Annotated in this window: 17 protein-coding genes and 1 tRNA gene; 13 read left to right on the plus strand and 5 right to left on the minus strand. The window is 71.9% G+C overall.

Annotation, left to right across the window (positions count from 1 at the left end):
• Positions 1-89: 89 nt before the first annotated feature.
• Complete coding sequence (locus AB0K02_RS04755) at positions 90-2,894, plus strand: penicillin acylase family protein (RefSeq protein WP_365990902.1); 2,805 nt, start codon at positions 90-92, stop codon at positions 2,892-2,894.
• Here the strand turns inward: AB0K02_RS04755 and AB0K02_RS04760 are convergent.
• A complete protein-coding gene (locus tag AB0K02_RS04760; RefSeq protein WP_365990903.1) occupies positions 2,860-3,477 on the minus strand; it encodes a 5-formyltetrahydrofolate cyclo-ligase in 618 nt (205 codons plus the stop codon). The two genes, AB0K02_RS04755 and AB0K02_RS04760, sit on opposite strands and share 35 nt — an antisense overlap.
• A gap of 94 nt (positions 3,478-3,571) precedes the next feature.
• On the opposite strand from AB0K02_RS04760, the gene galU reads away from it, so the two are divergent.
• The 7 genes from galU (at position 3,572) to AB0K02_RS04795 (ending at position 8,947) form a co-directional block, all read left to right on the plus strand.
• Positions 3,572-4,495 carry a UTP--glucose-1-phosphate uridylyltransferase GalU gene (galU, locus tag AB0K02_RS04765; RefSeq protein ID WP_365990904.1) on the plus strand — a complete coding sequence of 308 codons (924 nt, stop codon included), beginning with the start codon at positions 3,572-3,574 and terminating at the stop codon, positions 4,493-4,495.
• Between the two features lie 4 nt (positions 4,496-4,499).
• Positions 4,500-5,801 (plus strand): gephyrin-like molybdotransferase Glp, encoded by a 1,302-nt coding sequence (glp, locus tag AB0K02_RS04770; RefSeq protein WP_365990905.1) that lies wholly within the window; start codon positions 4,500-4,502, stop codon positions 5,799-5,801.
• Between the two features lie 73 nt (positions 5,802-5,874).
• A complete protein-coding gene (gene moaC, locus AB0K02_RS04775; protein ID WP_177150524.1) occupies positions 5,875-6,366 on the plus strand; it encodes a cyclic pyranopterin monophosphate synthase MoaC in 492 nt (163 codons plus the stop codon).
• Entirely contained in the window at positions 6,363-6,893 is a 531-nt protein-coding gene (locus tag AB0K02_RS04780; protein WP_365990906.1) for a MogA/MoaB family molybdenum cofactor biosynthesis protein, read from the plus strand. Before moaC ends, AB0K02_RS04780 begins: the two co-directional genes overlap by 4 nt.
• On the plus strand, positions 6,890-7,552 hold the full coding sequence (locus AB0K02_RS04785; RefSeq protein WP_365990907.1) for a GNAT family protein: 663 nt from the start codon (positions 6,890-6,892) through the stop codon (positions 7,550-7,552). Before AB0K02_RS04780 ends, AB0K02_RS04785 begins: the two co-directional genes overlap by 4 nt.
• Before the next feature lie 147 nt (positions 7,553-7,699).
• A complete protein-coding gene (gene glpR, locus AB0K02_RS04790) occupies positions 7,700-8,791 on the plus strand; it encodes a gephyrin-like molybdotransferase receptor GlpR (RefSeq protein WP_365990908.1) in 1,092 nt (363 codons plus the stop codon).
• Between the two features lie 82 nt (positions 8,792-8,873).
• Positions 8,874-8,947, plus strand: a tRNA-Ala gene (locus tag AB0K02_RS04795).
• A gap of 391 nt (positions 8,948-9,338) precedes the next feature.
• Here the strand turns inward: AB0K02_RS04795 and AB0K02_RS04800 are convergent.
• Positions 9,339-10,286 (minus strand): peptidase, encoded by a 948-nt coding sequence (locus AB0K02_RS04800; RefSeq protein WP_365990909.1) that lies wholly within the window; start codon positions 10,284-10,286, stop codon positions 9,339-9,341.
• A 110-nt stretch (positions 10,287-10,396) separates the two neighbouring features.
• Positions 10,397-10,885 (minus strand): GNAT family N-acetyltransferase, encoded by a 489-nt coding sequence (locus AB0K02_RS04805; RefSeq protein WP_365990910.1) that lies wholly within the window; start codon positions 10,883-10,885, stop codon positions 10,397-10,399.
• A gap of 74 nt (positions 10,886-10,959) precedes the next feature.
• Here AB0K02_RS04805 and AB0K02_RS04810 point away from each other — a divergent pair, with 74 nt between their 5' ends.
• The gene (locus AB0K02_RS04810) at positions 10,960-11,757 is read left to right on the plus strand and encodes an exodeoxyribonuclease III (RefSeq protein ID WP_365990911.1); all 798 of its coding nucleotides are present in this window, start codon (positions 10,960-10,962) and stop codon (positions 11,755-11,757) included.
• On the opposite strand, the gene AB0K02_RS04815 is transcribed toward AB0K02_RS04810, so the two are convergent.
• Positions 11,745-12,461 carry a MerR family transcriptional regulator gene (locus tag AB0K02_RS04815; protein WP_365991019.1) on the minus strand — a complete coding sequence of 239 codons (717 nt, stop codon included), beginning with the start codon at positions 12,459-12,461 and terminating at the stop codon, positions 11,745-11,747. The two genes, AB0K02_RS04810 and AB0K02_RS04815, sit on opposite strands and share 13 nt — an antisense overlap.
• Before the next feature lie 183 nt (positions 12,462-12,644).
• Between AB0K02_RS04815 and AB0K02_RS04820 the strand changes: the two genes are divergently transcribed.
• From AB0K02_RS04820 to AB0K02_RS04835, 4 genes are all read left to right on the plus strand, one after another.
• Positions 12,645-14,210 (plus strand): NAD(P)/FAD-dependent oxidoreductase, encoded by a 1,566-nt coding sequence (locus AB0K02_RS04820; protein WP_365990912.1) that lies wholly within the window; start codon positions 12,645-12,647, stop codon positions 14,208-14,210.
• Positions 14,207-15,124, plus strand: coding sequence for an alpha/beta hydrolase (locus AB0K02_RS04825; RefSeq protein WP_365990913.1), 918 nt, complete (start codon positions 14,207-14,209; stop codon positions 15,122-15,124). Before AB0K02_RS04820 ends, AB0K02_RS04825 begins: the two co-directional genes overlap by 4 nt.
• Positions 15,121-16,026 carry an SDR family oxidoreductase gene (locus AB0K02_RS04830; RefSeq protein ID WP_365990914.1) on the plus strand — a complete coding sequence of 302 codons (906 nt, stop codon included), beginning with the start codon at positions 15,121-15,123 and terminating at the stop codon, positions 16,024-16,026. Before AB0K02_RS04825 ends, AB0K02_RS04830 begins: the two co-directional genes overlap by 4 nt.
• A 113-nt stretch (positions 16,027-16,139) precedes the next feature.
• Positions 16,140-16,349: a hypothetical protein gene (locus tag AB0K02_RS04835; protein WP_365990915.1), complete on the plus strand. Its 210-nt coding sequence runs from the start codon at positions 16,140-16,142 to the stop codon at positions 16,347-16,349.
• A 99-nt stretch (positions 16,350-16,448) separates the two neighbouring features.
• Here the strand turns inward: AB0K02_RS04835 and AB0K02_RS04840 are convergent, their stop codons facing one another.
• Positions 16,449-19,781: a S41 family peptidase gene (locus tag AB0K02_RS04840; protein WP_365990916.1), complete on the minus strand. Its 3,333-nt coding sequence runs from the start codon at positions 19,779-19,781 to the stop codon at positions 16,449-16,451.
• Positions 19,782-19,822: the final 41 nt, after the last annotated feature.

Here is a 19,822-nt window from a genome sequence, read left to right on the forward strand (position 1 = left end):
CTTGTGGATACCGCGTCGGGGCCGGTGGGGCGCTGCGCCTAGAGTTGCCTCAGCATTCCCAGGACCACCCTGCCCCTCGAAGGACAGCGATGCCCGCCAACACAACCGCCTCTTCCCCCAAGAAGAAGAAGGGGCGACGCGCCCGACTGCTCGTGCTCGTCCTGGTGCTGGCGCTCGTCGCGGGTGTCGGTTACGGGGCCTACTGGAGCGTCAGCACGGTTCGCGCCTCGTTCCCCACCACCAACGGCACGATCGAACTGGCAGGCCTCGGCGGCCAGGTCGAGGTCAAGCGCGACGACTACGGCATTCCCCAGATCTACGCGGACAGCGACGAGGACCTGTTCCGCGCCCAGGGCTTCGTCCACGCGCAGGACCGCTTCTGGGAGATGGACGTCCGCCGGCACATGACGGCGGGCCGGCTCTCCGAGATGTTCGGTTCGGGGCAGGTCGAGACGGACGCCTTCCTGCGCACCCTCGGCTGGCGCAGGGTGGCACAGCAGGAGTACGACACCAAGCTCTCGCCCGAGACGAAGAAGCACCTCCAGGCGTACGCGGACGGCGTCAACGCATACCTCAAGGGACGCTCGGCCGAGGAACTGTCGGTCGAGTACGCGGCCCTGGCCTTCACCAACGACTACAAGCCCGAGCCGTGGACGCCGGTCGACTCCGTGGCCTGGCTCAAGGCGATGGCCTGGGACCTGCGCGGCAACATGCAGGAGGAGATCGACCGCTCGCTGCTCACCAGCAGGCTCAGCGAGAAGCAGATCCGCGACCTGTACCCGCCCTACCCCTACGAACGCAACGAGCCGATAGTGCGGCGGGGCGGGATCGACCCGGCCACCGGCAAGTACGACCCCGCCGCCAAGCCCTCCGGCCCGGCGGGCGACGGTCCGGCGGGCGACGGCGCGGCCGGCAGCGGTTCGGCCGGGAGCGGTGAAGCGCTTGGCGGCGCGGGCAGCGCGGCCGGGGCGGGCCAGGGGCTGAACGCCCAGCTGGGCGCGCTCTCCGACACCCTCGACGCGATCCCCGCGCTGCTCGGCCCCAGCGGCAACGGAATCGGCTCCAACTCCTGGGTCGTCTCCGGGGACTACACGACGACCGGCAAGCCCCTGCTGGCCAACGACCCGCACCTCGCGCCTCAGCTGCCGTCCCTCTGGTACCAGATGGGCCTGCACTGCCGCACGGTCTCCGACCGGTGCTCCTTCGATGTCGCGGGTTACACCTTCTCCGGAATGCCGGGCGTGATAATCGGCCACAACCAGGACATCGCCTGGGGCTTCACCAACCTCGGCGCCGACGTGACCGACCTCTACCTGGAGAAGCTCAGCGGGGACCACTACCTCGTCGGCGGCCGGGAGAAGAAGCTGACCACCCGCAAGGAGGTCATCAAGGTCGCCGGCGGCTCCGACAAGACGATCACCGTCCGTTCCACGGAGCACGGCCCGCTGGTCTCCGACCGCAGCGACGAACTGGAGAAGGTCGGCGAGCGGGCGCCGGTGTCCAACGCCGCACCCGATCGCGGCACCGGCTACGCGGTCTCCCTGCAGTGGACGGCCCTTGAGCCCGGCACGTCGATGAACGCCGTCTTCGCGCTCAACCGGGCCAAGGACTTCCCGTCCTTCCGCCGCGCCGCCCGCGACTTCGAGGTGCCCTCGCAGAACCTGGTCTACGCCGACACCAAGGGCAACATCGGCTACCAGGCGCCGGGCAAGATCCCGCTGCGCGCCGAGGGCGACGGTACGACGCCCGCGCCCGGCTGGGACCCGAAATACAAGTGGGACGGCTACATCGCCTTCGACGAGCTGCCCTACGAGTACAACCCGGAGCGCGGCTACATCGTGACCGCGAACCAGGCGGTCGTCGACGCGAAGAAGTACCCGTACCTGATCACCGAGGACTACGGCTACGGAGCCCGGAGCCAGCGGATCAACGACCTCATCGAGTCGAAGATCCGGGGCGGCGGCAAGGTCTCCACCGAGGACATGCGCACCATGCAGATGGACAACAGCAGCGAGATCGCCAAGCTGCTGACGCCCTACCTGCTGAAGATCGACGTCTCCGACCCCTACGTCCGCGAGGCGCAGAAGCTGCTCGAGGGCTGGGACTACACCCAGGAACCGGACTCCGGTGCCGCCGCGTACTTCAACGCCGTGTGGCGCAACGTGCTCAAGCTGGCCTTCGGCAACAAGCTCCCCAAGGAGCTCCGGGTCGAGGGCGAGTGCCTGAACGTGCTCCCCGCCGACAGCACCGCGCCGGACGACGACCTGACCGAGCGGGTGCGCGAGTGCGGCCAGCGGGACAGCGAGTCCGCGCAGCCCGACGGCGGCGACCGCTGGTACGAGGTGGTGCGCCGGCTGCTCAAGGACGAGGACAACGAGTGGTGGCGCACGCCGGAGACGCGTACGGACGAGGCGACCGACACCCGTGACGGGCTCCTCGGCCGCGCCATGGAGGACGCCCGCTGGGAGCTGACCGCGGAACTCGGCAAGGACGCCTCCAGCTGGAGCTGGGGCCGACTGCACCAGCTGACGCTGAAGAACCAGACGCTGGGGACCGAGGGGCCGGGCTTCCTGCAGTTCATGCTCAACCGGGGCCCGTGGAACCTGGGCGGCGGCGAGGCCGCGGTCAACGCCACCGGCTGGAATGCGGCAGGCGGCTACGGCGTCGTGTGGGTCCCGTCGATGCGGATGGTCGTCACCGTCGGCGAGTGGGACAAGTCCCGGTGGATCAATCTGACCGGGGCGTCGGGCCACGCGTACAGCGCCCACTACACCGACCAGACCGACAAGTGGGCCGAGGGCGAGCTGCTCGACTGGGTCTACGGCGCCCAGGCGGTGGACGCCGCGACCGTCGACACGCTCAAGCTCGTCCCGCCGGGCGGGCAGGCCCGATGAAGCGGCGCACCCCCTGAGGGGTGACCACGGCGTGGACGGGGTGGTCGTGCGGTTCCACCGGGACCCGCGCGACCACCTCGTTCGCGTAGAGGAGCACGACGAGTGAGGGATCGGCGTGGGCCGCGGCGAGCCGGGCCAGCACACGGTCGTACGAGCCGCCGCCTCGGCCCAGCCGCATGCCCTCGGCGTCGACGGCCAGCCCGGGCAGCAGCACGGTGTCGGCGCCGACGACGGCCGAAGGGCCCAGCCGCTCGCCGTCCGGCTCCAGCAGGCCGCGTCCGGCGGCCACCAGCTGTCCGGGGCCGCGGTAGACGCCCCAGTCGAGGTCGTTGTCCGTAAGGAGGACCGGAAGCAGGACCCTCGTGCCGCGCGCGAGCAGCGCGTCGAGGAGCGCATGCGTGCCGGGCTCGCGCCCTACGGAGACGTATGCGGCGACGGTGCCGGCCTCGGCCAGCTCGGGCAGCAACAGCGCGTGCCGGGCGAGCGCCGCCGCCGCCTCGCGCGCGTCGTCGGCGGACAGAAGCCGTCGCGCCTGGAGCAGTTCGGCGCGAAGGCCAGTCTTTCCGGACATTTCGTTGCCCATTGGTCGCCTGTAAACCTCTCGTATACGTCTCTATGGGGGCGAAGTTAACCGGAGCATCATCTTCCGCCCATATTCAGCGGATATGGTGCTCGGCATGACTCAGTCGCACTCCAGGATCAGCAAGGCTGTCATCCCCGCCGCAGGCCTTGGCACCCGGTTCCTGCCTGCCACGAAAGCCACTCCCAAAGAGATGCTGCCTGTGGTCGACAAGCCCGCGATCCAGTACGTCGTCGAGGAGGCGGTCTCGGCCGGCCTCTCCGACGTCCTGATGATCACAGGGCGCAACAAGCGACCCCTCGAGGACCACTTCGACCGCAACTATGAGCTGGAGGAGGCGCTCTCCCGCAAGGGTGACGCCGGACGCCTCGCGCGGGTTCAGGAGTCGAGCGACCTCGCCACCATGCACTACGTGCGCCAGGGTGACCCGCGCGGCCTCGGTCACGCCGTCCTGTGCGCCGAGCCGCACGTCGGGGACCAGCCGTTCGCGGTCCTCCTCGGCGACGACCTGATCGACCCGCGCGACCCGCTGCTCTCGCGCATGATCGAGATTCAGGAGCGCGAGGGCGGCACCGTCGTCGCGCTGATGGAGGTCGACCCGGCGCAGATCCACATGTACGGCTGCGCCGCCGTGAAGCCCACCGGTGACGGCGACGTCGTGAAGATCACCGACCTGGTCGAGAAGCCCGACGCCTCCGAGGCTCCCAGCAATCTCGCGGTCATCGGCCGTTACGTCCTCGACCCCGCGATCTTCGGGATACTGCGCGAGACCGAGCCGGGCCGCGGCGGCGAGATCCAGCTCACCGACGCCATCCAGAAGCTCGCCGAGGCGGAGCAGTCCGCGGGTGAGGCGGGACGCTCCGGCGGCCCGGTGCACGGGGTGATCTTCAAGGGCCGCCGCTATGACACAGGTGACCGTGGCGACTATCTGCGTGCCATTGTCAGACTCGCGTGCGAACGTGAAGACCTGGGCCCGGAGTTCCGGGACTGGCTTCGCAGTTTTGTGACCGAGGAGATGTAGGACCGTGAGCAGCACGATCTGGTCGGTTGACGACCACCTGGAGGACATCCTCGCCGCGATCCGGCCGCTCGACCCGATCGAGCTCCAGCTGCCGGACGCGCAGGGCTGTGTCCTTGTCGAGGACGTCACCGTCCCGGTCGCGCTGCCCCCCTTCGACAACAGCTCCATGGACGGCTACGCGGTCCGGGTCGCCGATGTGGCGGGCGCGAGCGAGGAGTTCCCCGCCGTGCTCACCGTCATCGGCGACGTGGCGGCCGGCAGCGGCGAGCTGCCCACCGTCGGCCCGGGCCAGGCCGCGCGCATCATGACCGGCGCGCCCCTGCCGCCCGGAGCCGAGGCCGTCGTCCCCGTCGAGTGGACCGACGGCGGCACCGGAGGCGGGGCCGCCAGCACGATGCGCCCGGCCGGCCAGGCGCCCGAGGGCGCGAGCGGCGAGGTCCGGGTCCACCGGCCGGCCGAGGCGGGCGCCCACGTGCGGGTCAGCGGCAGCGATGTGCGGGCGGGCGATCTCGCGCTCGCCGCGGGCACGGTGCTCGGCCCCCCGCAGATCGGTCTGCTCGCCGCGATCGGCCGCGGCACCGTGCGGGTTCGTCCCCGCCCGCGCGTGGTCGTCCTGTCGACCGGCAGCGAACTGGTCCAGCCCGGCGAGAAGTTGGCCGAGGGGCAGATCTACGACTCCAACAGCTTCGCCCTGGCCGCCGCCGCCTGCGACGCCGGCGCGATCTCCTACCGGGTCGGCGCGGTGACCGACGACGCCGAGACGCTGCGCGCCACCATCGAGGACCAGCTGATCCGCGCCGACCTGCTGGTGACCACCGGCGGAGTGAGCGTCGGCGCGTACGACGTGGTCAAGGAGGCACTCGCCTCGGTGGGCGACGAGGACGCGCCCGGCAGCGGGGTCGACTTCCGCAAGCTCGCGATGCAGCCGGGCAAGCCGCAGGGCTTCGGTTCCATCGGCCGTGATCGCACGCCTCTGCTGGCCCTGCCGGGCAATCCGGTCTCCAGCTACGTGTCCTTCGAGCTCTTCGTCCGGCCCGCGATCCGCACACTGATGGGTCTGCCGGACGTGCACCGCCCGAAGGCCAGAGCCGCGCTGAAGGCGGACAAGGCGCTGTCGTCCCCGGCCGGCAAGCGACAGTTCCTGCGGGGGACGTACGACGCCGAAGCGGGCAGCGTCACCCCGGTCGGAGGCTCCGGCTCCCACCTGATCGCGGCCCTCGCGCAGGCCGACTGCCTGATCGTCGTCCCGGAGACCGACACCTCCGTGGAGCCCGGCGCCGAGGTCGACGTGGTCCTCCTGGGGTGAGAGGCGCCGTGTGGCGGTAGCGTGTCTGCCCACACAAGGCCCTGAGGGGACCGGACCGGGAGCGCCACAGCAGATGAGTACGCAAGGCAGGCTGACGCACATCGACGAGGCGGGGGCCGCCCGCATGGTGGACGTCTCCCAGAAGGACGTGACCGCCCGCACCGCGCGGGCGACCGGGCGCGTCCTCGTATCGCGGCAGGTCGTGGAGCTGCTGCGCGGCGAGGGCGTGCCGAAGGGTGACGCGCTCGCCACGGCCAGGATCGCCGGGATCATGGGCGCCAAGCGCACGCCCGATCTGATCCCGCTCTGCCACCCGCTCGCCGTCTCGGGCGTGAAGCTGGACCTGTCGGTCACCGACGACGCCGTGGAGATCGCGGCCACCGTGAAGACGACGGACCGCACGGGCGTGGAGATGGAGGCCCTCACCGCCGTCTCCGTCGCCGCGCTCACCGTCGTGGACATGGTGAAGGCGGTCGACAAGGCGGCCGTGATCACGGACATTCGCGTCGAGGAGAAGACGGGCGGCAAGTCCGGCGACTGGACACGCGAGGGAGCGCAGTCATGACCACCGCCGCCCACGCCACCGCGCCGTACCGGGCGCTGGTCGTCACCGCGTCCAACCGCGCCTCCGCCGGGGTGTACGAGGACAAGGGCGGCCCGCTGATCGCCGAGAGGCTCACCGTCCTCGGCTTCGCCGTCGACGGCCCCCGCGTGGTGCCCGACGGCGACCCGGTCGGCGAGGCGCTGCGGGCGGGGGTGGAGGACGGCTACGACGTCATCCTCACCACCGGCGGTACCGGCATCTCGCCCACCGACCGCACGCCCGACGTCACGCGCGCGCTGCTCGACCACGAAGTGCCCGGCATCCCCGAGGCGATCCGGGCGTACGGGCGGGACACGGTGCCCACCGCCGCGCTCTCGCGCGGCGTCGCCGGGGTCGCCGGCCGCACCCTGATCGTCAACCTGCCGGGCTCCACCGGAGGGGTACGCGACGGGCTGGCGGTGCTGGAGGGGGTCCTGCGCCACGCCGTGGACCAGATCCGCGGCGGGGACCATCCACGTCCGGCGGACCAGTCGTCACCGACGTCATGAACGTGATCTGGCCCGTGGTCCTCGCGGACGGCGATGTCGTCCTGCGCCCCATAAAGATGCGCGACCAGCGGAACTGGCGCGAGGTCAACCGCCGCAACCGCGACTGGCTGCGGCCCTGGGAGGCGACGATCCCGCCGCCCGCCCCGGGCGGCCCGGCCACGCAGCGCCCGACCTACCGTCAGATGGTCCGCCACCTGCGGGCGGAGGCGAACGCGGGCCGGATGCTGCCGTTCGTCATCGAGTACCGAGGGCGTCTCGTGGGGCAGTTGACCGTCGCCGGGATCACCTGGGGGTCCATGTGCTCGGGCCACGTCGGGTACTGGGTCGACCGGGACGTCGCGGGCCGCGGCGTGATGCCCACCGCGGTGGCCCTCGCCGTTGACCACTGCTTCCGTACGGTCGGGCTGCACCGGATGGAAGTGTGCATCCGGCCCGAGAACGTGCCCAGCCGCCGGGTCGTGGAGAAACTCGGATTCCGCGAGGAGGGGCTGCGGCCCCGTTATCTCCACATCGACGGTGCGTGGCGTGACCATCTTGTCTTCGCGCTGACGGCCGAGGAAGTGCCGGAAGGGCTGGTGACCCGCTGGCACCAGGCACGACCCGGATCGGCACCCGGAACACCTGGAACGGCATCCGGCACAGCACAGGAAATAAAATAAGTGTTCGAAATTGACCGCCGTCCGGTCGTCGTGGAAGGCGAACTGGCCTGAGTAATCACAAAAAAAGTCGGTGATATCAGCCAGATCGTGCGACACACCGGGCCAATTGGCGGATCCCCTTGCGCGAATCCCTCTACGGTGTGATGCGTGAGCAGCAGCGGCCTCATCTACGCAGTCATCGTCGGGGCCTGGGCCGCCTACTTGGTGCCGATGTGGCTCCGCAGGCAGGACGAGCTCAACGAAGCCCGTCCGACGGAACGCTTCTCCACCGCCATCCGGCTGTTGTCCGGCCGGGCGGGGATGGAGCGCCGGTACGCCAAGGAGCTGCGGGAACGCACCACAGAGGGGCCCGAGCGCGACGTGGACCCGGATGCCGCCACGGACCGGCTGAGTTCTGTGGACGTCCGGGCCTTCGCCGCGCCCCGAACCGAAGTGCGCCAGAACGTGTCGTCCGACGCGTCCTCGGACGCCGGCCCTCCCGGCCGCCCGCCGGCCAGGCGCCCGGCCCCGCGGCAGCGGCAGAGCCGCGCCGCCGTCGAGCGGGCGCGGCGCAGCAAGGTACTGGCCCGCCGCAGACGGACGACATCGATCCTGTTCGTCGCCTTCACGGCCGGTGCGATCGTCGCGGCGGTCGGCGGACTCGGCTTCCTGTGGGCGCCGGGCGTCCCGGCCGTCCTGCTGAGCGTCTACATCGTGCATCTGCGGGCCCAGGAGCGGCGGCGCTTCGCGTACGTCATGGACCGCAGGCAGGCCGAGGCCGCGGCGCAGCGGCTGCGGGAGAACCGGCCGCGCCGCCAGCCGCCCGTCGGTGCGGCGGAGCCCGACGAGGAGCCCGCCGCGCACGCCGAGCCGGAACCGGCGCCGAGGCTCTCCCCGCAGGAGGCCGGGCGCCGGGCGCTGGTCGAGCAGACCGACCACGCCGAGTGGGTGGATCAGCAGCGTCAGCGCGGCCCGGCGACCGGCGACAGCTGGGACCCCGTACCGGTGCCGCTGCCGACGTACGTCACCGCGCCCGTCGCCCCGCGTGCGTCGAGCGGTGTGGACGTCAGCGATCCGGAGACGTGGAGCGCGGCCCGCTCCTCGGCCGCGGAGCCGACGACCCCGGGTGCCCCGGCGCCGACCGCGGAGCCGCCGGCGGGCCGGCGGCCTCCCCAGTCGCGCCGCTCCCGTGACCGCGGCCGCACGCCGCTCTTCGACCAGTACGCGGACGAGGACCGGCCGCGCGCGGCCAACGAGTGACGCCGCCCGGCGGCATCCGTGACCAGCGGGGAACGGATTTCCAAGCACCCCGATCGGGATGCTAGAGTTTCACTCGTTGCAAGGGCCTGTGGCGCAGTCTGGTAGCGCACCTCGTTCGCATCGAGGGGGTCTGGGGTTCAAATCCCCACAGGTCCACCGCAGCTGAGAGCCCCGATCGGAGAGATCCGACCGGGGCTCTTCGGCGTTCCGGGGCGTTCCGGGGCGAGCCGTCGGGGCCGCCGGTGCTGCAGGTGTGGCGTATGTCTCTTCCGTCGTCGCGAGCCCGGGGAGCGTCGCGGACCACCGGGGGTCGAATGCGGCGAGGGACTCAGGACGCGTGGCGCAGGACGGCGCGGACCGTCGCGCCGGCCGGGGCGACACCTCGTGAACGGCGACCGGGAGAGGGAACTGGACCGGGAGGTCGGGGACTTGCTCGCGGTGGCGCTCGGCCGCACGGCCGCGGGAGGGCCGTGCGGCCGTGGTCGTCAGGCCCCGCGTGGCCGGACCCCGATCCGGTCCGGCCACGCGGGACAGGGACGACAGGGGCTCAGGAGACCTGGGCCTTGTCGTAGACCGCCTTGGCCTCGTTGCCGAAGTACGGGCCGAACATCCGGTTGGGCCAGAAGGTGTACCCGAAGCTGTTCACCGAGACCTGCAGGCCGGTGCCGGTCGCCTCGCTGAACGAGGTGAACCACGGACCGCCGCTGGAGCCGCCGGTCATGTTGCAGCCCAGGCTGTGGTCCTGCGAGAAGAGGAAGTCCTTCGAGCTGTTGCCGCTGCAGTAGATCAGCTTGCTGCCGTCGTACGGGTCGGCGGCGGGGAAGCCGAAGGCGTACATCGCCTTGTTGTAGCCGCCGTTGAACTGCAGACCCTGTGCGCCGACGGTCTGCGCGAGCGTCTTGCCGTTCAGCGGGGCGACGACGGCCGCGCCGACGTCGTAGTTGATGTCCTCGCTCGCCGCCCACTGGTCGGTCGCCAGGGTCTTCGTCGCGCTCCACTGCCCGTAGGGAGCCTGTCCGTTGTTGTACGCGGGGACGAAGACCCAGTTGGTGTGCCAGGAGCCCTGGTACTTCACGCAGTGGCCGGCGGTGATGACCGTGCTGCCGTTCTGGCTGGTGACCGAGTTGCCGGAGCAGGACGCCGTGCGGCCCTGGAAGGTGAAGAACACCCGGCCCGACGTCTTCACGACGGCGCCGCCGCCGGTCCAGGGGCCACCGGGCTGCGGGAAGGCGGTCGGCGCGATCACCGTCTTCTCGCCGCCGGACTTCGGCGCCCTGAGCGAGCCGGGAGCGGTGCGGATCAGGTCGAGCGGGGTGGCGGCGCGCATGCGCTCGGCGGTCCAGAACCCCATCGGTGCCTGCGCGGGGGTGAAGGACGCGGCGGTGGAGGGTGGAGAGGGGACGGGGGCCGCGGCGGCGGACGTGGCCGACAGGGCCCCGGCGAACAGGGCCGCGACGGCCAGTACGGTGCCGGCGAGGGTGCGATGGCGTCTCACGCAGGTCTCCTTCTGCCGTGCCCGCCCAGTGGCGCACGAGGGCGGGGTGGGGGACGAAGCGGTGCGGAAGGGCGTGCGTGAGGCAGGGTGCCACGAAGGGCGCGGTTATGTCAGGAGCGCGTCAAAGGCTTGGCCATGCACAGGCTGCTCTCGTAGCAGCGGTAGTGGCCGAATTTCGCGCACGGTTCATAGCCGCTGGACCGGTAGAGCGCTATCGCCTCGGGCTGCATGTCGCCCGTCTCCAGGACCATCCGGGTCCGGCCAGCGGCGCGGGCGTCCTCTTCCAGGGCGGCGAGGATGCGGCGGGCGAGGCCGAGCCCGCGGGCCTCGGGGATGACGTACATGCGCTTCAGCTCGGCGTCGCCGTCCGAGTACCCCATCGGGTTCTCGTCCTGGGTCCGCCAGCCGCCGGTGGCCACCGGGCGCTCGTCGACGTCGTACGCGATGAGATACAGGCCACTCGGCGGCGCGAACATCGAGGCGTCGAGGGGGGTGGCGTCGCCCTCGCCGTCTCCGTAGCGCTCGACGTACTCCAGCTGTACCTGGTCGTTGAGTTTGACGGCGTCGGGGTGGTCGAACGCCACGGCTCTGAGCTGCATGCCGAAAGCGTACGGGCATGCGAGAGGGAGCCGGGCGACGCTCGGGCCCGCCGCCGGGTCGGTAGGCTGCCCCAATGCTCACCGTGACCTCCGTGAATGTGAACGGGCTGCGCGCCGCCGCGAAGAAGGGCTTCGGACCGTGGCTGGCGGGCTCCTCCGCCGACGTGGTCTGCCTCCAGGAGGTACGCGCGGAGGCCGACCAGCTGCCGGCCGACGTGCGCAGCCCCGAGGGGTGGTTCACGGTGCACGTCCCGGCCGCCGCGAAGGGGCGTGCGGGGGTGGCGCTGTACACGCGGCGCGAGCCGGACGGGGTGCGGATCGGCTTCGGGTCGAGCGAGTTCGACGGCGCCGGCCGGTATGTGGAGGCCGACCTCCCCGGTGTCACCGTCGCGAGCCTGTACCTGCCCTCCGGTGAGGTGGGCACGGAGCGGCAGGACGAGAAGACGCGGTTCATGGGCGAGTTCCTGCCATACCTGAAGGAGCTGCGGGAACGGGCGGCCGCGGACGGCCGCGAGGTCGTGGTCTGCGGCGACTGGAACATCGCCCACCAGGAGGCCGACCTCAAGAACTGGAAGGGCAACCGGAAGAACTCGGGCTTCCTCCCCGAGGAGCGCGACTGGCTCACCCGCGTGTACGGGGAGGCGGGCTACGTCGACGTGGTGCGCGCCCTGCACCCGGACCAGGAGGGCCCCTACTCGTGGTGGTCCTACCGCGGGCGGGCCTTCGACAACGACACGGGCTGGCGCATCGACCTCCAGGTGGCGACGCCCGGCCTCGCGCGGCGGGCCGTGAAGGCGTGGGTGGAGCGCGCCGCGACGCACGGCGAGCGCTGGAGCGACCACGCGCCGGTGAGCGCCGTCTACGAACTCTGAGCGGCGTCCGGGCGGCCGGGCCCGTCGTCCGGGCTGCCGGCCGGGGCCGGGGGCGGGTGCTCGGGGCTCTCGTGTGCCTCGTGCGGTGACGGCTTGCGCAGCCGCCGGTCCATCGCCATCGACAGCTCCGCGTCCACCACGCTCTTGGCCAGCGGGCGCAGACGCTCCAGCTCGGACTCCGCGCTGTGGGCCGTGAGCACGTCGATGAACAGCTCCGCCAGCGCGTCCGCGTGCGTGCGGACCCGGCGGCCCGCCTCCAGGACGGCCGCGAGCGGCACGCCCTCCCGTACCAGCTCCGCCGAGACGTCCAGGAGTCTGCGGCTGATGTGGACGATCTCGTCGCCGTCGGTCGCCAGGTAGCCCAGCTCCAGCGCCTTGGCGAAGTTCTCCGGGGTGACCTCGCCCTCGAAGTAGTCGGCGAGGGCCTCCGGGGTGAGCCGGACCGGGGTCTCCTCGGTGGGTTCGCCGAGGCCGAGGACCTCGCCGACGTCCCGGCCGCTCTCGAACGCGGTAGCGAGGTCCGCGATGCCGTTGAGGGTGTGGCCGCGTTCCAGCAGGGCGGCGATGGTCCGGAGCCTGGCCAGGTGGTGTTCGTCGTACCAGGCGATGCGGCCCTCGCGACGAGGCGGCTGGATCAGGCCGCGCTCGCGGTAGAAGCGCAGGGTGCGCACCGTGATGCCGGCCTCCTTGGCCAATTCCTCCATGCGGTACTCGCGCGCCTCGGTCACAGCAGAAGCCTATGTTGTACCGCCGGTAACTTGTGGCCCCCGACCCCTACCGCTCGGTATGCGGCTGCTCTACCCTCCCAACCATGCCAGTGATTGCTGGCAGTTTCTTTGCGGTACGGCGATCCGGGACGTCCAGCGGTTTCAGCGGGAGGCAGCGGCATGAGCGAGCAGCACGAGCACGTACGAGTGGCGGTGATCGGATCCGGATTCGGTGGCCTCGGCGCCGCGGTCCGGCTGCGCCGCGAAGGCATCACCGACTTCGTCGTCCTGGAGCGCGCGGACTCGGTCGGCGGCACCTGGCGCGACAACGACTACCCGGGCTGTGCCTGCGACGTGCCCTCGCACCTGTACTCGTTCTCCTTCGCGCCCAACCCCGACTGGCCGCGTACCTTCTCCGGGCAGGAACACATCCGCGCGTACCTGGAGCACGTCGCCGACACCTTCCGGCTCCGTCCCCACCTGCGCCTGAGGCACGAGGTGCTGATGATGCGCTGGGACGGCGACGCCCTCCGGTGGGACATCGAGACCTCGCGCGGCCGGTTCACCGCGGACGTCGTCGTCTCCGCGAGCGGACCGCTGTCCGACCCGAGGACCCCCGACGTCCCCGGCCTGGACGGCTTCCCGGGCAAGGTCTTCCACTCGGCCCGCTGGGACCACGACTACGACCTCACCGGCAAGCGCGTGGCCGTGATCGGGACGGGGGCGTCGGCGATCCAGATCGTGCCCGCGATCCAGCCCGAGGTCGGCCGGCTGACCGTGTTCCAGCGCACGCCGCCCTGGGTCATGCCGCGCATCGACCGCAGGATCTCCGGGGCCGAGCGCTGGCTGCACCGTCAGCTGCCGTTCACCGGGACCGCGCGGCGCGGCCTGCTCTGGGGCATACGGGAGATCCAGGTCCAGGCGTTCACCAAGCGGCCGGGCGAGCTCGGGATCGTGGAGCGGCTGGCCAAGGCCAACATGGCCAAGGCGATCAAGGACCCCGCCCTGCGCGCCAAGCTGACGCCCTCGTACCGCATCGGCTGCAAGCGCATCCTGCTCTCCAGCACGTACTACCCGGCACTCGCGCAGCCCAATGTGGACGTCGTCGCGTCCGGCCTCGCCGAGGTGCACGGCTCGACCCTGGTCGCCGCCGACGGCACGCGGACCGAGGCCGACGTGATCGTCTTCGGCACCGGATTCCACGTCACCGACATGCCGATCGCCGAGCGCGTCGTCGGCGCCGAGGGGATCACGCTGGCCGAGGCGTGGAAGGACGGCATGGAATCGCTGCGCGGCGCCTCGGCGGCGGGCTTCCCCAACTTCATGACGATCATCGGCCCGAACACCGGGCTCGGGAACTCCTCCATGATCCTGATGATCGAGTCGCAGCTGAACTACATGGCCGACTACATGCGCCAGCTCAGCCTGCTCGGCGAGGGCAGCGTCCTTGCCGCCCGGCCCTCCGCCGTGCACGCCTGGAACCGGCGCGTGCAGGAACGCATGAAGCGCACCGTCTGGAACACCGGCGGCTGCACCAGCTGGTACCTCGACGCCAGTGGCCGCAACACCACCATCTGGCCGGGCACGACGACCGAGTTCCGCAGCGAGACGCGACGGGTGGACCTCGCCGAGTACGAGGTGATCCGCGCCCGCAAGGCCCCGGCTCCGGCCGCCGCCGCGGGCGTCCGGGCGGCGAAGGGCGCGAAGGGCACGAAGGACACGAAGGACGCGGAGGTCGTCGCATGAGCCGCCTGCTCCGAAGCGCCCGGCGCACCGACGCGCACCCCGTCGCCGACCGCGAACTGACCGCGCACTCCGCCGACGGCTCGCGCATCCACGTCGAGGTCCACGGCCGCGAGGACGCGCCGGCCGTGGTCCTCGCCCACGGCTGGACCTGCTCCACCCTCTTCTGGGCGGCCCAGATACGCGACCTCGCCGCCGACCACCGCGTCGTCGTGTACGACCAGCGCGGGCACGGCCGCACCCCGGCCGGGCCCGTCGGCACCGAGCGGCTCGCCGACGACCTGGAGGCCGTGCTCAGGGCGGCGCTCGCCCCGGGCGAGAAGGCCGTCGTCGCCGGACACTCCATGGGCGGCATGACGATCATGGCCGCGTCCCGGCGTCCCCGCTTCCGCGAGCACACCGCCGCGTCGCTGCTGTGCAGCACCGGAGCCGCCCGGCTCACCGCCGAGTCACTGGTCGTGCCGATGCGGCCCGGTCCGCTGCGCACCCGGCTCACGCATCTGATCCTCGGTGCGCGCGCCCCGCTCGGGCCGGTCACGCCGCTGTCCCGGCGCATTCTCAAGTACGCGACCATGGGCCCCGGTTCGTCGCCGGAGCGGGTCGACGCGTGCGCCCGCATCGTGCACGCCTGTCCGCGGACGGCCCGCGTGGCGTGGTCGCACGTGCTCGGCGAGCTCGACCTCGACGAGGGCGTACGGGCGCTGACCGTGCCGACCGTCGTGGTGGCGGGCACGGTGGACCGGCTCACGCCGCTGGTGCACGCCAAGCGCCTCGCTCTCGATCTGCCGCACTGTGTCGAGCTGGTGGAACTCGCGGGCATGGGACACATGACACCGGTCGAGGCGCCCGAGGCGGTGACGGGGAAGATCCGCGAGCTGACCGGCACGTACCTGACCACGAAGGAGGAGGTCGCATGAGCAGGAAGAGCCTGGAAGGACAGGTCGCGGTCGTCACCGGCGCGGCGCGCGGCGTCGGAGAGCTGCTGGCCCGCAAGCTGTCGGCCCGCGGGGCGAAGGTCGCGCTCGTCGGTCTCGAACCGGACGAGTTGAAGAAGGTCGCGGCCCGCCTCCACACCGAGTGCGACCACTGGTACGCGGACGTCACCGACCACGAGGCCATGGCGCGGGTCGCGCAGGAGGTGAAGGAGCGCTTCGGCAAGGTCGACATCGTCGTCGCCAACGCGGGCGTGGCGGCGGGCGGTCCGTTCCTCGACTCCGACCCGGTGTCCTGGCGGCGCGTGATCGAGGTCAACCTGATCGGCAGCGCCGTGACGGGGCGGGCGTTCCTGCCCGCGCTGGTGGAGAGCCGGGGCTACTTCCTCCAGATCGCGTCGCTGGCGGCGATCACCCCCGCGCCGATGATGTCCGCGTACTGCGCGTCCAAGTCGGGCGTGGAGGCGTTCGCGCACTGCCTGCGCGCCGAGGTCGGCCACCGGGGCGTGAAGGTCGGCGTCGGCTACCTGTCCTGGACGGACACCGACATGGTGCGCGGAGCGGACCAGGACGACGTGATGCGCGACCTGCGCAAACGGCTGCCGTGGCCGGCGAACCGCACGTATCCGCTGGGTCCGGCGGTGGACCGCATCGTGGCCGGGATCGAGCGCCGCTCGGCACACGTGTACGCGCAGTGGTGGCTGCGGGGCATGCAGCCGGTGCGCGGCTGCCTGCCCGCGGTCATCGGGACCGTCGGCCAGCGGGAGGTGCGGCGGTTCGCGCCCAGGCTCGCGGGCGTCTCGAAGAGCCTGGTGGGAGCGGGTGGAGCGGCGGACGAGTCGGCCCGCGCGACGGACGCCTCGACCGCGCGGGGCCCTGGCCGCTGATCGAAATGCACGGGATATGCCCGCGTGCGAGGCTGGTCGTGGTGCAGGGGGCGGCGGACCTCTCGGGTGTGTGCCCGCCCCCGACCTCCTCATCCTTCCGGGAGTGACGTCTCATGGGAATGCCGGACCAGTCCAAGGAAAAGTCGCAGGAGAGCGCCGATCGGGCGCAGCAGAAGGCACAGGGCGAGCAGCCGTCGAAGGGCACCGGCCAGGACCGTGAGAAGGCACCGCCGCCGTGGGGGACGGGACCCGACGACGCACGGGACACGCAGGAGGCGCTGCAGGAGGAACTGGACCGGTTCAACCAGGACTACGACGCCTGACACGCCGCGTACGAAGGCCCGCGGACACACGAACCCGCGTACACACGAAGGCGCGCCCGCTCCTCGCGGGTGCGCCTTCGCCGTCTGCCGAGGCAGCGGTCACGGCTCCCGCGGGGGCAGCTGCGGGCGGCGCAGGTCCGGTGCCGCCGAGTAGTCCGGCGGGAGCGCCGCGGGCGAGGACTTCAGCATGTCCAGGGCCAGTTGGACCGCGTCGTCCATGTCGGTGTGACGGCCCTCGGCCCAGTCCAGCGGGGTGCGCAGCGAGTTCAGGTCCGGTTCGACACCGTGGTTCTCGATGGACCAGCCGTACGCGTCGAACCAGGCGGCGTTCATCGGCACCGTGATCACCGTGCCGTCGCCGAGCCGGTGCCGGCCGGTCATGCCCACCACGCCGCCCCAGGTGCGGCTGCCCACCACAGGCCCCAGGTTGAGGAGCTTGAACGCGGCGGTGATCATGTCGCCGTCCGAGGACGTCGCCTCGTCGGCGATCGCGACGACCGGGCCGCGCGGCGCGTTCGAGGCGTACGAGACGGGCTCGGCGTTGCGGGTCAGGTCCCAGCCGAGGATCTTGCGGGTGAGCTTCTCGACGACCAGCTCGCTGATGTGGCCGCCCGCGTTGCCGCGCACGTCCACGATCAGCGCCGGACGCGACACCTCCATGCGCAGGTCCCGGTTGAACTGCGCCCAGCCGGAGCCGCCCATGTCCGGGATGTGCAGGTAGCCGCACTTGCCGTCGCTCAGCTCGCGTACGACCTCCCGCCGTTTGGCCACCCAGTCCTGGTAGCGCAGCGGGCGTTCGTCGATCAGCGGAACGATCGCGACCCGGCGCGGGTGCGCCTCGCCCTCCTCCGCGCCCTCCGCGGTCAGGAAGGTGAGTTCGACCGTGGTGCCGCCCGCCGCCGACAGCATCGGGTAGGGGCCCGTGACCGGGTCCACCGGCCGCCCGTCGACGTGGGTGAGGACGGCGCCCTCGCGGATTCCCGTACCGGCCAGCGGCGAACGGGCCTTGGAGTCGGACGAGTCGCCGGGCAGGATGCGCTTGACCACCCACCTGCCGTCCCGGCAGACCAGGTTGGCGCCGAGCAGCCCCATCGCCCGCTGGTAGTGCGGCGGCCCCTCGTTGCGCCGTGCCGGGGTCACATAGGCGTGAGAGGTGCCCAGTTCGCCCAGCACCTCGCGGAGCAGGTCGGCGAACTCGTCGGGGGACGCGACGCGTTCGACCAGGGGGCGGTACTGCTCGAGGACCGCGTCCCAGTCGATGCCGCACATGTCCGGCTCCCAGAAGTAGTCCCGGATCAGCCGGCCCGCCTCCCCGTACGCCTGGCGCCACTCGGACGCCGGGTCCACCTCGTGCAGGATGCGGCGCATGTCGAGATAGACCGTGGAGTCGCCGTCGCCGGTCTCCGTCGCGGGTACGGCCCGCAGCTCGCCCTCGTCGACGACCACCAGCCGGCTGCCGTCGCCGCTGACGGCGAACCAGTCGAGGTGGTCGACCAGTTCCGTCCTGCGCGCCTTGGACAGGTCGAAGTGCTCCAGCGTCGGACGCCCCGACACGTCGGCCGGGTTGGCGAACGTCTCGCCCAGCGCGCCCGAGATGGGCCAGCGCAGCCACACCAGGCCGCCGCCGCTCACCGGATGCAGCGCCGAGTACTTGGAGGCCGTGACGGGGAACGGCACGACCCGGTTCGCCAGGCCCTCGATCTCGACCATCGCCGTGTGGTCGCCGGAGTCCTCCAGCGGGTCGAGCCCGCCCGCGGCCGGCCGGCCCTCCGGTGTGAGCGCGAAGGGCGAGGGCGTCGTCGACGACAGCGGCACCAGGTAGGGGCGGCAGCCCAGCGGGAACGACAGGTCGCCGGTGTGCACGTCGTACACCGGGTCGAAGCCGCGCCAGGACAGGAAGGCGAGGTAGCGGCCGTCGCTCGTGAAGACCGGGTTCTCGTCCTCGAAGCGGCCGTTGGTGACATCGACGATCGTGTGCGCCCCCGGTTCGGCGATGCGCGCCATCCTGATCTGGCGCAGCGAGCGGCCGATGCCGGGGTGCGACCAGGTCAGCCAGCCGCCGTCCGGTGAGAACGCCAGGTCGCGCACCGGGCCGTTGTCGGACCTGACCAGTTCGGTGACCTCGCCCGTGCCCTCCTCCGACGCGTCGACCAGCAGCAGCCGGCCGTCGTGCGAGGCGACGGCGATCCGCTCCCCGTCCGGGTCCGGCGCCATCTCCAGCACCCGCCCCAGTGCGCCCTGCGCCAGCCGCCGCGGCTCGCGGTCGCCGCTCGCGCGCGGCAGGTACGCGATCTCGATGGCGTCCTCGCCCTCCGCGTCGGTGACGTACGCGACCTGGCCGTTGCCGAGCATCGCCGGGATCCGCACCCGCACGCCCGGGGTGTCCGCGATCGAACGGGCCGGCCCGTCGCGGTGCGTGAGCCAGTACAGGCTGCCGCGGACGCCCACCGCGCTCGCCCGGCCGGTCTCGTCGACGGACAGGGCGTCCACATTGCCCGCTGCCGGGACCTGGTACGTGCGCCGGCCCGCGCGCTGCCCCCCGAGCCGTACCTCCAGCTTGCGGGGGACGGCGTCCGGGGTGAGCGCGTCGACGATCCACAGGTCGCCGGCGCACTGGTAGACGATCCTGCGGCCGTCGCTGGAGGCGTGCCGGGCGTAGAACGCGTCGTGGTCGGTGTGGCGCAGCAGACCGGTCCCGTCGGGCAGGCACGAGTACAGGTTGCCGACGCCCTCGTGGTCCGAGAGGAACGCGATCCGGCCGCCCTCCTCCGGCGACCACCGGTCGGCTCCCGGCCCGCGGATGAACATCGGGCAGTCCAGGTGTCCGTCCAGGTCGGGCAGCAGCCGCTTGCCGTGCAGCCACAGCCGGCCCGTCGCCCCGCCCCGATACCGCTTCCAGGCGGCCGGCTCGTGCGGGGGCTTGCCGGTGAGCAGCAGCGTGCGCCGCTCGCAGCCGGCGCCGCCGGCGTGGGTGGGCCCGGCCGCCACGTCCATGACGGCGATGTCGGAGACCGGGCCCCACGGCAGGCGTCCGCCGGGCGCGCCGTCGGTCGAGACGCTGTAGGCCCAGGAGAAGTAGGAGAAGGGCTGGCCGTGCGAGGACACGGCGAGGATCTGGCCGTCGGGGGTCCAGCCGCAGACCCGGGTGTCGGTCGAGCCCCAGTAGCTGAGCCGCCGCGCGGGGCCGCCGTCGACCGGCGCGAGGTGGATCTCCGGATCGAGACTGCGCCAGTTCGTGTACGCGATGTGGCTGCCGTCGGGGGAGAAGCGGGGGTGGCCGACTCTGGTCCGGTCGACGGTCAGCCGCCAGGCGCGGCCCGGCCGTTGACCCTCCGGGACCAGGGGCGCGACCCAAAGGTCGTCCTCGGCCGCGAAGCACAGCAAGTCGTCGTGCAGGTGCGGGAAGCGGAGATACGCGGCGTCGTCACTCACCCCACCCATGCTTTCCGCGCCCGGGGGGCGCGGCAACTCGT

The organism is Streptomyces sp. NPDC049597 (genome assembly GCF_040675505.1).
Classification (GTDB): domain Bacteria; phylum Actinomycetota; class Actinomycetes; order Streptomycetales; family Streptomycetaceae; genus Streptomyces.

Bases quoted from the DNA above. Each gene is read 5' to 3' on its own strand.
- AB0K02_RS04830 (WP_365990914.1), top strand. From the start codon at position 15,121: ATGAGCAGGAAGAGCCTGGAAGGACAGGTCGCGGTCGTCACCGGCGCG.
- AB0K02_RS04780 (WP_365990906.1), top strand. From the start codon at position 6,363: ATGACCACCGCCGCCCACGCCACCGCGCCGTACCGGGCGCTGGTCGTC.
- AB0K02_RS04835 (WP_365990915.1), top strand. From the start codon at position 16,140: ATGGGAATGCCGGACCAGTCCAAGGAAAAGTCGCAGGAGAGCGCCGAT.
- AB0K02_RS04810 (WP_365990911.1), top strand. From the start codon at position 10,960: ATGCTCACCGTGACCTCCGTGAATGTGAACGGGCTGCGCGCCGCCGCG.
- galU (WP_365990904.1), top strand. From the start codon at position 3,572: ATGACTCAGTCGCACTCCAGGATCAGCAAGGCTGTCATCCCCGCCGCA.
- AB0K02_RS04805 (WP_365990910.1), bottom strand. From the start codon at position 10,885: ATGCAGCTCAGAGCCGTGGCGTTCGACCACCCCGACGCCGTCAAACTC.
- AB0K02_RS04760 (WP_365990903.1), bottom strand. From the start codon at position 3,477: ATGGGCAACGAAATGTCCGGAAAGACTGGCCTTCGCGCCGAACTGCTC.
- AB0K02_RS04825 (WP_365990913.1), top strand. From the start codon at position 14,207: ATGAGCCGCCTGCTCCGAAGCGCCCGGCGCACCGACGCGCACCCCGTC.
- AB0K02_RS04820 (WP_365990912.1), top strand. From the start codon at position 12,645: ATGAGCGAGCAGCACGAGCACGTACGAGTGGCGGTGATCGGATCCGGA.
- moaC (WP_177150524.1), top strand. From the start codon at position 5,875: ATGAGTACGCAAGGCAGGCTGACGCACATCGACGAGGCGGGGGCCGCC.
- AB0K02_RS04785 (WP_365990907.1), top strand. From the start codon at position 6,890: ATGAACGTGATCTGGCCCGTGGTCCTCGCGGACGGCGATGTCGTCCTG.
- AB0K02_RS04815 (WP_365991019.1), bottom strand. From the start codon at position 12,461: ATGGAGGAATTGGCCAAGGAGGCCGGCATCACGGTGCGCACCCTGCGC.
- AB0K02_RS04755 (WP_365990902.1), top strand. From the start codon at position 90: ATGCCCGCCAACACAACCGCCTCTTCCCCCAAGAAGAAGAAGGGGCGA.